Source organism: Gardnerella sp. KA00288, from assembly GCF_049244085.1.
GTDB lineage: Bacteria > Actinomycetota > Actinomycetes > Actinomycetales > Bifidobacteriaceae > Bifidobacterium > Bifidobacterium greenwoodii.
On the sequence record NZ_CP058373.1, the window covers coordinates 977,701 to 993,216 of the forward strand.

The window sequence follows — 15,516 nt, forward strand, 5'->3', positions numbered from 1 at the left end:
ATTCCATTAGGCATAACTACCCCTTCTCAAACTTTAACTAATTATAAGCAAGCAAGTTAAATATTCTAATACTACGTTGTAATATTTGGAAATTGCATAAATTTAGGTTACTTAAATATAAAAAACCTGCGCAAAAGCTATTCACTCTTACGCAGGTTAGTATTAGATAAGCGACGCTTACGCCTCGAGCGTTATTACAGGATGCAAATCAAACATTGTTACAGTACGCTTCATGCGGAAGGCAATGCTTGTTATAGCAATAGCAATAACGCCGAAAAGCACTAGCATTCCAATGCCAGAGACTATTTCACCACTGTTCTTTCCAGACATTGCTTGACGCAACCCCATAATCGAGTACGTCATTGGCAAGTAAGGGTGAACAGCTCTAAAGAATGACGGCGTCATTTGTACTGGGAACGTTCCTGCAGAGCTTGTGATTTGCAACATAAGTAGCACAATCGCAACTATTCGCCCTGGTATGCGGAACACCACCATAATCATTTGCATTATAGCCATAAAGACTATTGACGCTATAATCCCCAGCGCGTAGAATGCACAAACATTATCGATTTGCAACTTCAACGCTCCTTGAACAACGCCCATAAGAATAATCGCTTGCACAACGCCCATAAGCACAAACGGCGTCAAGCTAATAAGCGCGCTTTTAAGCGGATTCATGCCGTTTAGTATCGCTCGCCTATCCATAACTCTCAAAACGAATGTTGCCATAAGAGCACCAACCCAAAGGGCGATGGAAATAAAGTAAGGAGCAAAACCAGTTCCATAGTTTTCAACGTGCGAATACTCGTGCTCCTCCAAGGAAACTGGTGCGCTCATCATTTTACTTTTTTGAACAATATTGTTGATTTTTCCAGACTTTTGAGCATCTTTAAGCCCGTCATGCAATTTCTTAGCACCATCAACAAGCTTTGGAGTGTTATCAGATAGCTTCTTAACACCGGAATTAAGCTGATTAGAACCGTTCACTATTTTCCCAGAACCTTGTGCAGCTTCATTCACGCCACTATTTAGCTTCTCACTACCGTTACTTACTTGAGCCAAACCGTCAGCAAGCTTGTTTGTGCCAGCAACTAACTTATTCGAACCAACATTAACTTTCTCCATGCCTTGCATAAGAGCGTCAGCACCGCCCTTTATTTGCAAGCTTCCTGCAGAAAGCTTGTCTGCTCCAGCGCTTAAAGCAGAAAGATTTGTTTCTAGAAGATTAGAATTTTCACCTAATCCTTCTGCCCAACTTTGCAAATTAGCAAGCACGTCTTCCTTTGTTACTGCTGGGTTTTTCGCTTGCATAAGAAGACCAGTAATTTGTGCTTTTGTTTCAGCGTTTCCAGCTTTAACATGTTCTTCTAATTCGTTGCTTGAAGCTGCAAGCTTTTGAGCTCCTTCATAGAATTCGCTTGTCGCTGCCGATAGCCTTTGCGTTCCTTCACTTAACTGTTGAGCTCCGTTTGCTAAATCTTGCGTTTTTTGTGCAAGATATTGAGCTCCTTCTTTGCTACGAGCATTGGCTTCAGTTAGCGTATTCGCGCCTTTTTGAAGCTCCCCTAATCCGCCTTGAAGTTTTTGCAAAGATTGCGAAAGTTTATTCGACCCATCTGCAAGCTTATTTATTCCGCCTTGCAAAGACTTTGAACCTTCATGTAGCGCTCCAGCACCGTTTGCGGCAGCACCAAGAGAATCCGAAGCCGAGTTGACTTTTGCAAACATGTGCTCCCAATACTCTTGAGCAATCGCCTCGCTAATCTCAGTACGCATAGTGCGGAAAGCAGTTTTACCAATTTGCGAAGCCAGCATATTGCTTGCTTGATCATACTTTACGTGAAGTTTTGCTTTAGTAGGAGTATCGTATTGCGCGGAAGCAATGCACTTACTGAAAGAAGCTGGAATAGTTGCTACCATAAAATAGTTGCCATTTTTAAGACCCTTATTCGCTTCGGCACTATTTACAAAATTCCATTGGAAACCTTCACTACCGTCTTTTTGATTCTTTAAACGAGTTTTGATTTCGTTTCCAATGTTTCGCATTTTGCCGTTAATCATAGCGCCATTGTCTTCAACAACAACAGCTACAGGCACAGTATCCAAAGTCTTATAAGGATTTGTAAATGCCCATAAGTAAAGCGATCCGTATAAAAGTGGAATCAAAGCTACGGCTCCAATAACAAGCTTTCGAGCTTTTCCTTTCATCATGTTGTTAAGCTCACGAAATGCAAGAGCAATAGTATTAACGCGCATTATTTTCACCACCATTTGCTTTACGTTCACCAAGCTGAGAATCAGTATGAGAATTTTCTGTTTTCTCATTATTTGGCATAAGTCTTAATACTTGATCCGCTTGCTTTTCTAACTCACTTTGCAAAACTCCAACAAGGCAGGAGCAGTAGTTTTTGCTAACGTATTCGCGAATATCGGAAAGTAAGCATTCGCTTTGCTCGCTAGTAAGCTCCGTTTCAATTCCATCAACAAATAGCAGCAACGGCTTTTTTAGCAAAGCCAACGCAATTGCCAAGCGCATGCGCTCGCACGGAGTCAACTCTCCTATTGCTGTTTTACGAGGAGACAATACTTTCCACTGCGCTAGCACGTTGTAAGCGTACTGCTGTAACGCTTCGCGATTTTTTACATCATTTTTATACTGTTCGCGAAATAGTGGCGAAGATGATGCGAGTTTTAGCTCACTCATCAAAACTTCTTCTATTGTTTGCGTTTTGTAGAATTCGTTAATTCCGTTGAATAATCCCAATCCCACGTATTGACGAGATTCTTTAAAATCGCTAGGAAGAGTTGCGTCCGCAATAGTAAGAGTTCCGTTCGTAAATTTCATATAACCAGACAGTGCAAGTAGCAAAGCTGATTTTCCAGAGCCGTGTTCGCCTGATATTGCAACGATTTGATGAGCTTCTACTTTTAATGACACATCCCAAAATGGTGTTCTTCTAAATCTTTGTAAACCTAATTCTTTAGCTTCTAAAAGCATTTTACTATCTTTCATAATTTGTATGTTTGACGCTTGCAATTAAGATATGGCGTAGTATCTTTTTTGCTTAGAGCGCCAGGCATTCCTCCTTACTCTAAATACTCTAAATAACTTATTTGCAGTTTTCAGTTTTTAGTTTTCAGTTTTTTGTTTATTGTTTATTTTTGGATTTTCGCAATTAGCAAAACAATTTTTAATTTTCACATTGCTTTATCGCTATTTTTCAGCGGTAAACTCACGTTGCAATGCTGCAATAAAACGGTGCAAAACCGAACATTTGGTGATTTATCAATTCTTCACCACTAATCACTTAGAATACTCTTTTGTGCAAACAATTGTTGAGTTACACTAATTTTTTTATTTAATTGTTTATATTTTATATTCACTTAAGAAACAAGTTGTAAACACTTCCATGCTATATTGTCTTTAATTACTAAATGTAAGAAATACATATGTAAGAATACGTATGCAAAAAATACAGACGTAGGCGATACGAAATAAAACGTGTTGCTTCAAGCAATATATTAAATTCAAGCATTTAAAGGGGTGAACGGCATGCTAAGTTTGCAAATTTTAAATATTATATTTAATCCGGTTATTGTGTCGGTTGTAGTGCTATGCGCACTTAGTCTTGCAAAACTTAATGTTTTGCTATCAATGATAGTAGCTTGCGTTGCAGGTGGCATTGCCGGTCATCTTCCGCTTTTTGGAGATGGAAATCACACGATTATGGCGTTGCTTTGCGACGGTTTCTCCACCAATGCGCAAACTGCGCTCGCCTACATTTTGCTTGGTACTTTTGCGGAAGCAATTACAGCAACCGGTTTGGCTCAAATTATTTCTAAAAAAATTAGCAAAATTATTGGCATGAAAAAGTACGCTCTACTTGCCGTACTAACTCTAATTGCGTGCATGTCTCAAAATATTGTGCCAGTCCACATTGCTTACATTCCTATTCTTATTCCGCCGATTTTACGAATTATGAACGAACTTAAGATTGACCGCCGAGCAGCTGCATGCTGTACTGCTTTTGGTCTTGAAGTTCCGTACATTGCCATTCCGTTTGGATTTGGCTTGATTTTCCAAACTGTTATAGCTACGAATCTTTCTAAAAACGGCATGAAAGTTAGCGTTGCAGACGTTAGCGCAGTGAACTGGTATTTGGGCGCTGCAATGCTCGCAGCACTACTGTTTGCAGTTTTTGTTCTATACAGAAAGCCTCGCGAATATGAAACTACTGAGGCAGATACTAAAGCCGCAGACGCTGTTGTTGGACCTCTTAACAAACGCCACTACGTAACCATTCTTGCAATTATTGTTGTTGTAGTAGTGCAAGTTATTAGTAAGGATCTTTCGCTTTCTTCTCTTGCAGGTCTTGCAACCATGATTATTTTTGGTGCAATAAAGTGGAACGACATCGACAAGCAGCTTATGGGCGGCGTTAAGCTTATGGGCCTTATTGCTTTCGTTATGCTTATTGCTGGCGGCTACGCTAACGTTATTCAAGCAACAGGCGGAGTTGATGAGCTTGTGCACTTGGGTGTTGCAGCTATGGGACAAAACAAAATTATTGCTGCGTTCGTGATTACGATTATTGGCTTGCTGGTAACTATGGGCATTGGTACTTCGTTTGGTACGGTTCCTATTCTTGCGGTTTTGTTCGTACCTCTTTGCCAGAGCATTGGTTTTAGCACTCCTGCAACGATTCTTCTTATGTCTTCCGCTGCAGCTCTTGGAGATGCAGGCTCACCTGCTTCCGATACCACGCTCGGGCCTACTGCTGGCTTAAATGCGGACGGACAACACAGTCATATTTGGGATACTTGCGTTCCAACGTTCCTTATTTTCAACATTCCGCTTATGGTTGCAGGCATTGTAATATCACAGTTTATTTAGCAGATTATTTCCGAAAACACGGCAAGTAAAAACGCAACTAGCGAATAATTGCAACTAGCGAATAACGCAAATAACTAATAAACGCCAGTAGAGTTGAAATAAACTCCCTGGCGTTTATTTTTAACCACCAATCAACCAATCGCAAAGTAGCCAATCGCTGCAAATTCGCGGGCGATTGGCCGCTAATGCATGCCCCCCCCCCAATGGTTTATAAAAGCCAGCACTCGCCTAAAGGATTTTAATCCAAAATTCTATTCAAGCAATTTCAATAATGCATCCAAACTCAGTAGTGCACTGCCAAAATCAATATCTTTAGCATAAGAATATTTACGCTGATACAACGTCCACAATAAAGAAAGCTTTTCATCACAAGCAATACTTTCATAAATAGATTTAAGATTATCTATAATATTTTCAGTTTTACGATTTTCACAAGTTGAATGAAAAGCACGCTTAAGAATCTCTCTATTTACATCTCTTTTATGCGAAACAAATAGCACGTGAACATCATAAAAATCTCTCATACGAGTATTAAGAATTCCGCGTGATAAAATAGTTTGTAGCTTTTCCGCAAACACTGTTTCAATATTGTAAGAAAGAATAGAAATAGAACGATCTTCCAACATCAACTTATAGTCATACTCAATTGCGCGTGGTGTAATCGTAGCTCCAGTAGAAACATCAATTTTTATTGGTGTTACCATTCTTCCAATACGCGAGTCAAGCGCAAAACGAATACCTGGATATTCCATATCATCCATAATTTTCATTACGCTTTTAATAGTAAAATCAACTCCATCGTCTATATCTATGCTAGATATATCCTCAATCATTTTTTTCGTATTCTCAAGAGACAAATCATAATTTTGAATAGTCGTATCTATATCCATAGTGGATCGCATAGAAATACCAAGCAAAGATGTTACTAGAACACCGCCTTTTACAATGAAATTGTTGTGATATTTTGAAACTGACACACGCTCTAAGTAGCGTTCCATCATGTAAAGACGCATTAACACACGAGGATCTGCGTTATTTTGTTCGGCGAGGTTTTTAATTCTACCCCTTATTTGCGCATCAGTTAAATTCACTTATAGTAACACCTCAAAATACTTGCGAACAACATTGTTTACTCTAAAAAGTTTCGCATATTCCATTAACAAATTGAGATCTTTGTCTGGTCTAGCAATATAGGATTTCAAGATTGTATTAAATTCCTGAATCTCAATTAAATTTCTGCTTCTAAACGCATCACAGACACTTCTTTCAAGATCATACATTGGCACTTTATTGCCGAGATTATCCGTAACTAAAATCTTTCCAACTTCAAGCAATTCCTTTTTTACGCTATAAACTTTCACATTGCACGATGCTTTCAACCGGTGAGCATTAAAACCACTATAAACAGTAATAGTGTGAGTAATTGGCTCCATATCAACTAATCCATGATAAAAGAAAGCTTCGTCGTGAGAAAAAACAGCGGATGGCGAACGCTTATGAATAAGAAGCAACTCGTCTACCCACGAGTCTTTAGAAGCGTATATTCCACCGCTTAACTGTTCTAGTTCATTATCTTTAACAAATTTATAAAACTTATATTTTGACAGTCCGCAAGATTTTGCTTCTTTTAAAGTAAGCATATTGCTTCCATTAGCGTTTAATATTGTAGCGATAACACTCACCGTCCTTTCGTGCATATATTGTAAATCATATTAGCACGATTGGATGAACTATATAAATTTCACTATCACTACTACTATAACTATTACGCCAATAGGATTCTGCATTACCTCACAGCAATACCTAATTATACATTTACGCTGATTTCATGTGTAATATCAGCATAAACGTATCAAATGCGCAACGCTGCTTCAATACAAAGCTCAAGCGCATACGCTTTAGAGTCTCCACCCCAATTGCGCTCATCATAATTTTCAACATCGTGCAAAGTATCTGCAGTGTAAAGAATCTCACCCCAAACAATCCCACGCATTTGCGCGCAAGCCGCTAAAGCAGAACACTCCATCTCCACAACCGCGCATCCCTCTTGCTTACGATTAGCAACTTTCGTCTTAGTTTCACGGAAAAACCCATCCGTAGTCCACGTTTTAACTTCATGATAAGGCAAATTGTGCGCTTGCAAAGTTTGTAAAATAGCACGTCTCGAGCGCTCTGAAACGTCAACATAACGACTTGGAGGCAAATAATGATAAGAAGTCCCCTCATCTCTTAAAGCTTTATACGGAACCAGAAAAACGTTTTCCGCATAATCAACTAGCGATCCGCAAGAACCAGCACTAACAACTTCACTAACGCCGTAAGAAATCAACCAATCTAATATCTGAACAGCGGCAGGAGCGCCAACTGGAGCCTGTACTAAACAGATTTTTTGCGTTTCTTCTTCTACTTCGCTGCCTGCATTTTCTCTTACTGCATTTCCTACTTTTTCTTCCAAAACATATATCGGATATTTTTTAGTTGCAGATTCAAAATTTGCTACAATCATAGCTTTTCTACTTAAAGCATACTGATCGATTTCATCTCCTAAGAAAGCAAAAACCGCTTTAGATGGAAGCTGAACAGAAATATCATCGTGATTTGGCATTAAAACTGCGCTTTTATCGGAATCATACTCTAAAATCGGCAAATCATATTCTGCCATACAATCAGCTCCTTCATACGATCAGCTCCATCCTACAAGCAACTCAATCCTATATACAAATACACGCATTAGTACGCAAAGATCACAAAATAGCCAATCAATGCAAATCTACAACGATTGGCCACTTGAGCCACACATAGACACTCACGCAGTATGCAATCTGCATAAGTGCCCCAAAATAGGCAAAATCAGATACTCGCGCAGAAACCATACTGCACCAATGTCCCAAAATAGCCAAACAGAGACCCTAACGCAGAAACACGCAAATCTACCGGACATTTGTCAATCGAAACGAAAGCATACCTCGCTCGCGTTGAAAGCACACTGGACCTTCAACTCTAAGCAAGCTCACGCTACGAATTGCATTTGCACGATTTGACTTAGTCTGAAATTATTGGAATTTCACATCGACACGTATTCAATTGAAACCACTTTGCTAGTTACCAAACGCTGCGCGATCAAGCTTCACGAACTCGTCGTAATTAAGCATCCCTTTATTGTAATCAATACGTTTATTAGGCTCACTATACCACTGACGGCTCGTCGGCGCCGCCTTCAGCATAAACGCTCGGTAACGTTCCACATCGTCATGGTTTTCATCTCCGTGAGCATTAAGACCGTTAAGATAAACCGTCAAACTTCCGCTCCCTACATACTGGTTATAATGCGGCAATTGCTCCACATCGCCACGATGGATAAATCCACCATAACCTACACCCTTAACCTCATTTCCAACAAACATATTGCTACCTACCAACGTGGCAAAGCTACTACCGACGATTGAAGCCATTTTTCTGTCATCAACACCAAACTTTTGCATGACACGCGACAGCTCATTATCCTTCGCGCGCAGCGGGCGGTCAACATTGTGTAGAATAGCGCGGAATGGCAAAATGCCGGTACTCTTGTTGCTTTGGCGGAGCACTGAGGCATAAAGTGCATAATCGTTCGTACCGCTATAGTCCGCCACAGTATAATTTACATCACTTGTCAATACTCGATTGTAATAGATGTCATCCAATACGCTAACAAACACATCAAACTTTTCTGGATTGTCCTGCGATGGCAAAACAATTTGCACGGCTTCCATATAACCACGGTTATCTAGGCGACAAGTACCCCAAACACCAGCCGGGCTGACGGCGACATTGTAAAACCCTTGGTCGTACATCATCCAGCGCACCACGCTCATTAGACTATCGTAGTGGGCAGACTCGTAAAGCCCGATGCTGTTGCCGTTTTCGTCTACGTATGGCACGTTAAGCTCTTCTGCGTTGCTTTGATACATATCAGCATATCCTACAGAGCCTGGGTGGCGGTCGTTATATGTGGTATTGAAAGAATAGCCACTATGTAAAATATAGCTAACACGATTAGCATACATAGTATTGCGCGTGTACGTCTTAAAGTCGCCGCCAACAACAGACTTCAGCCGCTCAAAATAATTACGCTGCGCATCAGTTAATTTAGGTTCCTTAGAGTTATCACTATTACCACTTCTGTCACTCTTTATGCCGTAATAAATAGCCATGGCGGTATCGTCGGCTGCACTATTAGAAACTTCACTGCGAATCACCTTGCCGATTTGGCCCTTCTCAGCGTCTGAATCAATTTGGTAGCGAGCGTTGTAGAAATTATAAAAGCCATCGTGGTCATTTACTGGAGCACTTGCGTCCATTCCAACATCATTTTGCTTACCAGCAGCAGCAGTATGCCCCGGATCACCAACCAACTCACTGCCCGTCTTGTACCAGTTCTGGTCGTAGATCTGGTTGAGCGGCAAAGCAGAGTAGTCGGCTGGGCCTCCGGCGTCAACTGCTTCAGGGCTCGCATGACGCTTTGGCTCAGTATTCACATCTGTGCTTGAACTCTTATGAGAGTCGGACTGCGAACTGGCAGTAGCTGCTTGTTTACTATTATCATGTTTTTTTGGAACACATAAAATTGCTACTACGCACAGTAATATCGTTGCACAAACTACTGCTACAATAATTTTGTTTCGTTTAGTTAATAAACTTTTAAGATTAAAATTCGAAGAATTTGCTTTAACTGAAGTCGAATCCGATGAATATGAACTGTCCGCGTTCATTGCATTATATGGAGCAGACTGCTTTACATAATCGTCAGAATATGCACCTTCAGCATTCGAATTTATAGTATCGTTGTCTTGATATTGGGCAGCAAGATTATTGGTATTTTGATCATACTGATTATTCACATATTCTTGATTATTATAATATTGTGAATTTTGATATTGATTAGGATATTGCCCATACCAGTTTTGATTCTGAGCATACTGAGATTGTTGGTACTGATACTGTTGATTCTGAAATGGCTGATTCTGCTGATACCGGTCATTGGCATTGCTACTATTAACGTTATTATTCGCACTATTATTTACAGCAAACGATTTACCTTGATTAGATAAGCCATTATCATTGTGCGAGATTGGCTGATTCTGATTACTCGAATCATAGTTACTCTGGTCATTCGAGTCATACTGATTAAACTGTTCCATACATGCCTTTTCTCTAACTCTATACAATCTAGACTACACAAAATCATTAAATAAAAACAGATTATGCATAAAATTTATTTTGCTAAATTTTAAAATAAAAAGCACTGCAAGTAACAACGCAATTCCTTAAAATGTAACGCAAAAGCAGGTCTCATTGAAGAAAAGCGGCCAATCACTGCAAATTTACAACGATTGGCTACATTAGATATACCGTCTAGCTAAACATTTTCACTATCTAAACATTTTCACTAGCTCAGTATGCTATCAATATTCTTCTTATTGATTAGATCATCTTCGTCAAGAAAAGCCATCTGCTTTATTCCGCTTAAGCTTGCAATAAGCGACACTGGGAAGGTAACGATATTTTGATTAAGAGTACTAATGTTACTATTTACGATTCTTTTTGCCGCCGCAAGCTGCTCATTTTCGTCGTTTATTTCCTCTTGCAAGTTCAAAAATTGTTCAGAAGACTTTAATTCCGGATAAGCTTCCGCCAAAGCAAAAATCTTCCCTATTGCATGATTCTGATTTTTGATTACCGAACTAGAATCCACTGATCCCAATCCTTCTCTTAAACTCACTAAATCCACTAAGGTTGTTTTTTCGTACTTTGCAAACGACTGCGCAACTTTAAGCATTTGGCAAATCGTATCGTATCTTTTAGCGAGCGCAATATCAACGTTTTTCCGCGACTCTTCTATAATCACCCTATATTTTCTTAGCCTATTTAACGTGCCAATAAACCAAGCAATAAGCGCTATAAGCACTATTGCAACACAAATTAGCACAGTGTTCTTATCCATAACGTCACTCATAACGTCTCCTTTAGTTCTAGTATTTTCTAATTTTGCAATTCGCTAGTATTGCAATTTCTACTTTTTCAATTTTTCTCTAATTACGCTGATTATTTCGTAATATTCAGCCAAAACATCTCTAAATTTTGCATATTCTCTTGTTAAAGATAGGTTTTCTATTCCAGATTTTCCAGGATTTCCTAATATATACCTACCAGAATCAAAAGCTGCAACAATACGCTCACTATCTAGATATATGCAAACTCTCATTCTTTTTTGCAAATTATTCAATGCTTCTATAAAACTTGGATCTAATACAAGCTTTGTATAAAAATCGTCTGTAGAAAAGATTGAATACGAGTTGTTAAACTCAATGGATTCTGTTTGGACTTCGCTCTCCTCTTTTGTTTTTCTACCATAGTATCCATTTAATTTTTGTCCCATAAAGTTCTTTCCAGTAACTGGAACGATTCTAATGTGACCATTTATATTGGTTTTTGCGTTTATTAATAAGACTTGCCCAACAAAATCCGTTTTTTTAACACTTTTTCCACTTTCACTTCTAGAAAAGTGTATTGCTTGCATATTTGAAAATTCTGTTCTGAATTCATCACCAAAAATTATGTGTTTACTTGAATAATACTTACTAGATATTGGCAGAAGATTATTAAAAATGCTGCTGTCAATTCCTTCGGAATTGTTTAATACTGTTCCTGGCAGAATCGCATTCAAAATCGGCGTTAGAACATTATCCGAATATAAAGAATCTACATCAACTTTATTATTTACAAAAAACTTACCTGCAAAGCAAACAACAAAAACACCTACTATTAGCAAATAATATTTGTAACGAGAGTAATCAATATTTGGAAAATAGTTATACAAAGCGCCTAAAACCATTACTACCGGTATGAATGGAATTAAACGAATTGGATCAAAAGAATTATTTTTTATGCCTTCTTTTAACTCATTTAATTTTCCTTGTATTTGGGGAGATTGTTCTATTAGCGCTAGTTTGTCTAAAACTTCTGGATTTGTAAATACGCTACCATATTTTACATTCATGTCATCTCCCTTTTATAAATCACTCGTCATTTTTGACATATTTTGCGAATCACTATGTACAACGTTGTAGGATTTGAATTTACAGTATCGCTGTTTGGGTTTGTCTGATTCTGATTACTTGAATCATAGTTACTCTGGTCATTCGAGTCATACTGATTAAACTGTTCCATACATGCCTTTTCTCTAACTCTATACAATCTAAATTATACAAAATCATTAAATAAAAACAGATTATGCATAAAATTTATTTTGCTAAATTTTAAAATAAAAAGCACTGCAAGTAACAGCGTAATTCCTTAAAATGTAACGCGAAAGCAGATCACATTGCTGAGAAAGTGGCCAATTGCTGCAAATTCGCACTTAATGGCTACTAACACTGGCTCAGGATCTATTGCGCTAAATTGCTCAGCGCAAACCAAGCGAAAGCCAAGCCCAAGCCAGATCAACAGCCTCACATAGACACAGTATAAAGCGAGTAGAAGTAAGCCTTTTGATTCATAAGTTCCTCAAAGCTTCCACGCTCAATAAGCTCGCCGCTTTTCATCACAAGAATCTCATCATATTGCTTAAGCGAATTAGCATCCAAGCGGTGAGTTACCACAAGTCGAAGAATTCCTTGCAAATCCAAAATAGACTGCGTTACGTTCGCGCTCGTCTCGTTATCTAGTGCGCTCGTTGCCTCATCAACCAGCAGAATCTCGGACTTTTTAAGTAAGCTTCGCGCAATAGCAATACGCTGCTTTTCGCCGCCAGAAAGATGACTACCATTCTCCCCGCACTGATAATCCTTGCCTTTAGCAGCAATCAAATCATCCAAACCAGCCAAGTGAATCACGCAATCTACCTCCGCGCTCTGGAATGGCTTAAAAAGCGTAATATTATCTAAAATCGAAGCATCAAACATAAACACAGACTGCTGCATAAGAGTAGTCTTATCGTAAAGCGAACTCTTGCTAACCTTACTAAGCTCGTGATTATTCAGATGCACGCTACCTTCATAATCCTTGTAGTAACCCATAAGCAGATTAATCAAACTACTCTTACCAGCACCAGAAGGTCCTACTATCGCGTAAGATTTTCCAGCCTGCAAAGTTAGATTTACGTTTTTCAAGACTTTATGATCCGCGTCATAAGCGTACGAAACATCGCGCAAAACAACGTTTTTAATAGAATCGTCAATAATTTCGCCAGAATCTTCCTTAGCATTACTCATATAATCAGCCATCTTGCTAATAAGCTTCTTAGCACCCTTCATCTCGCCAAGCATTTGCGGAAGACTTGCAATAGGCTGAAGCACTCCATTCATCAAATTAGTGAAAGCTAAAACCATTCCAGCAGTAATAACACCAACGTGAGCGTTAACCATCCAAGCACCAACAAGCATCACGCCAAGCTGAGTTCCAAGACTTGAAATCGTTCCAAGAGCAGAAACAGTAGTCATTGTTTTCTCGCGAAGATTCTTCGTATGCTCAAGCTCCATCGACTGATTCTTGTAGCGATCAATAACCTCCTGCTCCGCCTTAAAACTCTTAATAACCGAAACGCCGTTCAAAACATCCTTCGTCAGTGCCGTATAAGACTCATTCGACTTAGAAACCTGCTCCTCTCGAGTGGCAATTCCGTTAGCTGTAAGAATAGAACAAGCCATTGGAAGCAGGGAAATAATAAGAGCAATAACAGTGAGCAGCGGACTGTAGTAAATCATAAGAGCTAGCGAACTTACAAGCATAAGAACGTCTTGAACAAAATCAAAAATCTTCTTCAAATACTTTTCTTGAATACGCTCGCAATCATTAGTAAGTACAGAAAGATACGTGCCGGAATTCGCAAGCGAAAAATCACTATAACTCTTCTTTAAAAGCTTTTTGATAACAGACTCTTTATACTGATTCATTGCTTTTTCAAGAAAGCGAGGGTACGCGCTGCGCTTCAACGCGAAAATTAAAGAGATTGCCAGCATAAAGGAAACGACAAGCAGAAAAATAGTAGTTAAAGAGAAGTCTCCTTTGCAAGACATATAGTCGAAAATAATTTGCAAAATCCAAGAAATAGCAGTGAAAATCATAGACAAGGCAATAAAAACTATCATCGAAAGAAAAGCTACAAGTTTGTTTTCTTTGAAAAATAGTTTTACGTAATTTTTTACGTCGGGATGCAGTTTGGATGATTGCTGATTTGCCGCGTTGTAAGTTTTACTCATTCTCGCTACCTCTCACTTCCTTTATATCTCTTCTATTTCTAGTATTTCTACTATCACTGCTATCTATACTATTCGTAGTATTTCTACTATTCCTTTATCTAATAGCATTTTCGCAGCTAGCATTTTCGTTCCCAAATTGCCGATTCGCTCTCTACAAAGCATTGAAAGATACACTATCATACTTATCCTGATTGGTCATGCTTATCTACTTGACAACACATATAAATGCTTAAACACACTTATACGTAATGCTTGCTAGAAATAATAAGCATAGAGTTAAAAAAAAAAATCAAATTAAAACACTGATTCCATAATGTAATATCAGCATAAACGTGTCAAATGCGCAAACCAACAACAAAGTGGCCAATTGCTGCAAATTTGCACCTAATGGCTACTAGAATTACAAAAATCGAAACTATAAAGTCAATAATCTAAAGAAATAATAATATAATATCTTTAGATTGCATTAAACTAGTCTAATAATTTATTTGTATACATAAAGTAAAACTAAATAAGCTAATTCAAAAAAAAATAATAAAATAGACAACCACAAAAGCAATAAAATAACAATCATCTCAAAGGACTCGCACAATGCCAACTATTAAGTCAAGCACAGATTTACGCAATAACTACAACGAGATATCAACATTCTGCCACGAAACAAAAGAGCCAGTTTTCATTACAAAAAATGGTCGCGGAGACTTAGCAGTAATGAGCATTGACTTATTCAACAAGTTCATGAGCAAATATGAACTATACAGCTTACTTGATCAAAGCGAGTCTGATTTTAACAATAATCGCACATTATCTTTTGAAGAATCAATGCAAAACTTAAGAGAAGAACTCAACAATGGCGCAAAATAACCAAAAATACGCAATAATCGTTTCGCAAAGTTACCATAAAGATTTGCAAGACATAGTTCATTACATCGCACACAACTTAGACTCGCCGATTACAGCATCAGAATTCCTCGATAATGTAGAATCCACTGTTTCAAGCCTATCAACAATGCCTTATCGATACAGACTGGTGAACGATGATTACCTGAATAGCAAAAACTTTAGAAGATGTTTCGTTAAAAAATATGTAATCTTCTATAAAATTTGCGAAGAGAATAAAACGGTTATGGTGCATAGAATACTTCATGCTAGACAAAACTGGGTTGACATATTGTAAGTTAAAGTTATTGAGATACGCACATGTCAGTGAGATATACATCTGCTATTGAGATACACATCTAATAAACGCTGGTGAAGATTTTTGCCATTTACGGCAATTTTCTTCACCGCCTTAAAGTAGCCAATCTCTTCAATTTTGCACCTAATGGCCACTAGTGCCAAGCAGAGACACTCACGTAGTACGCAAACTGCATTAATGTCCGA

12 protein-coding genes are annotated in these 15,516 nt (G+C 38.5%); 3 read left to right on the forward strand and 9 right to left on the reverse strand.

Annotated features, from left to right (window positions below; all coding sequences use genetic code 11):
- Positions 1 to 177 precede the first annotated feature (177 nt).
- Together HXT52_RS03630 and HXT52_RS03635 are read right to left on the reverse strand one after the other, a co-directional pair.
- The gene (locus HXT52_RS03630) at positions 178 to 2,256 is read right to left on the reverse strand and encodes a YhgE/Pip family protein (RefSeq protein ID WP_375168959.1); all 2,079 of its coding nucleotides are present in this window, start codon (positions 2,254 to 2,256) and stop codon (positions 178 to 180) included.
- Positions 2,246 to 3,013: an ATP-binding cassette domain-containing protein gene (locus HXT52_RS03635; protein WP_375168960.1), complete on the reverse strand. Its 768-nt coding sequence runs from the start codon at positions 3,011 to 3,013 to the stop codon at positions 2,246 to 2,248. Before HXT52_RS03635 ends, HXT52_RS03630 begins: the two co-directional genes overlap by 11 nt.
- Positions 3,014 to 3,553: 540 nt before the next feature.
- On the opposite strand from HXT52_RS03635, the gene HXT52_RS03640 reads away from it, so the two are divergent.
- Positions 3,554 to 4,894 (forward strand): Na+/H+ antiporter NhaC family protein, encoded by a 1,341-nt coding sequence (locus tag HXT52_RS03640; protein WP_421775731.1) that lies wholly within the window; start codon positions 3,554 to 3,556, stop codon positions 4,892 to 4,894.
- Positions 4,895 to 5,145: 251 nt separating this feature from the next.
- On the opposite strand, the gene HXT52_RS03645 is transcribed toward HXT52_RS03640, so the two are convergent.
- The 7 genes from HXT52_RS03645 to HXT52_RS03675 all read right to left on the reverse strand — a co-directional run bounded on the left by HXT52_RS03645 (position 5,146) and on the right by HXT52_RS03675 (position 14,133).
- Positions 5,146 to 5,895, reverse strand: a complete 750-nt coding sequence (locus tag HXT52_RS03645) for a nucleotidyl transferase AbiEii/AbiGii toxin family protein (RefSeq protein WP_421775732.1) — start codon at positions 5,893 to 5,895, stop codon at positions 5,146 to 5,148.
- A 90-nt stretch (positions 5,896 to 5,985) separates the two neighbouring features.
- On the reverse strand, positions 5,986 to 6,591 hold the full coding sequence (locus HXT52_RS03650) for a type IV toxin-antitoxin system AbiEi family antitoxin domain-containing protein (RefSeq protein ID WP_421775733.1): 606 nt from the start codon (positions 6,589 to 6,591) through the stop codon (positions 5,986 to 5,988).
- A 155-nt stretch (positions 6,592 to 6,746) separates the two neighbouring features.
- Positions 6,747 to 7,556: a nucleoside phosphorylase gene (locus tag HXT52_RS03655; protein WP_410313292.1), complete on the reverse strand. Its 810-nt coding sequence runs from the start codon at positions 7,554 to 7,556 to the stop codon at positions 6,747 to 6,749.
- 436 nt (positions 7,557 to 7,992) lie between these two features.
- Entirely contained in the window at positions 7,993 to 10,074 is a 2,082-nt protein-coding gene (locus HXT52_RS03660) for a hypothetical protein (RefSeq protein ID WP_421775734.1), read from the reverse strand.
- Positions 10,075 to 10,322: 248 nt separating this feature from the next.
- The gene (locus HXT52_RS03665; RefSeq protein WP_421775735.1) at positions 10,323 to 10,889 is read right to left on the reverse strand and encodes a LemA family protein; all 567 of its coding nucleotides are present in this window, start codon (positions 10,887 to 10,889) and stop codon (positions 10,323 to 10,325) included.
- A gap of 57 nt (positions 10,890 to 10,946) precedes the next feature.
- On the reverse strand, positions 10,947 to 11,933 hold the full coding sequence (locus HXT52_RS03670; protein WP_421775736.1) for a DUF3137 domain-containing protein: 987 nt from the start codon (positions 11,931 to 11,933) through the stop codon (positions 10,947 to 10,949).
- Between the two features lie 451 nt (positions 11,934 to 12,384).
- Complete coding sequence (locus tag HXT52_RS03675; protein ID WP_421775737.1) at positions 12,385 to 14,133, reverse strand: ABC transporter ATP-binding protein; 1,749 nt, start codon at positions 14,131 to 14,133, stop codon at positions 12,385 to 12,387.
- Between the two features lie 591 nt (positions 14,134 to 14,724).
- Here HXT52_RS03675 and HXT52_RS03680 point away from each other — a divergent pair.
- Positions 14,725 to 14,997, forward strand: coding sequence for a type II toxin-antitoxin system Phd/YefM family antitoxin (locus HXT52_RS03680; protein WP_004136389.1), 273 nt, complete (start codon positions 14,725 to 14,727; stop codon positions 14,995 to 14,997).
- Positions 14,984 to 15,310 (forward strand): type II toxin-antitoxin system RelE/ParE family toxin, encoded by a 327-nt coding sequence (locus HXT52_RS03685; protein ID WP_421775738.1) that lies wholly within the window; start codon positions 14,984 to 14,986, stop codon positions 15,308 to 15,310. Before HXT52_RS03680 ends, HXT52_RS03685 begins: the two co-directional genes overlap by 14 nt.
- Positions 15,311 to 15,516 lie beyond the last annotated feature (206 nt).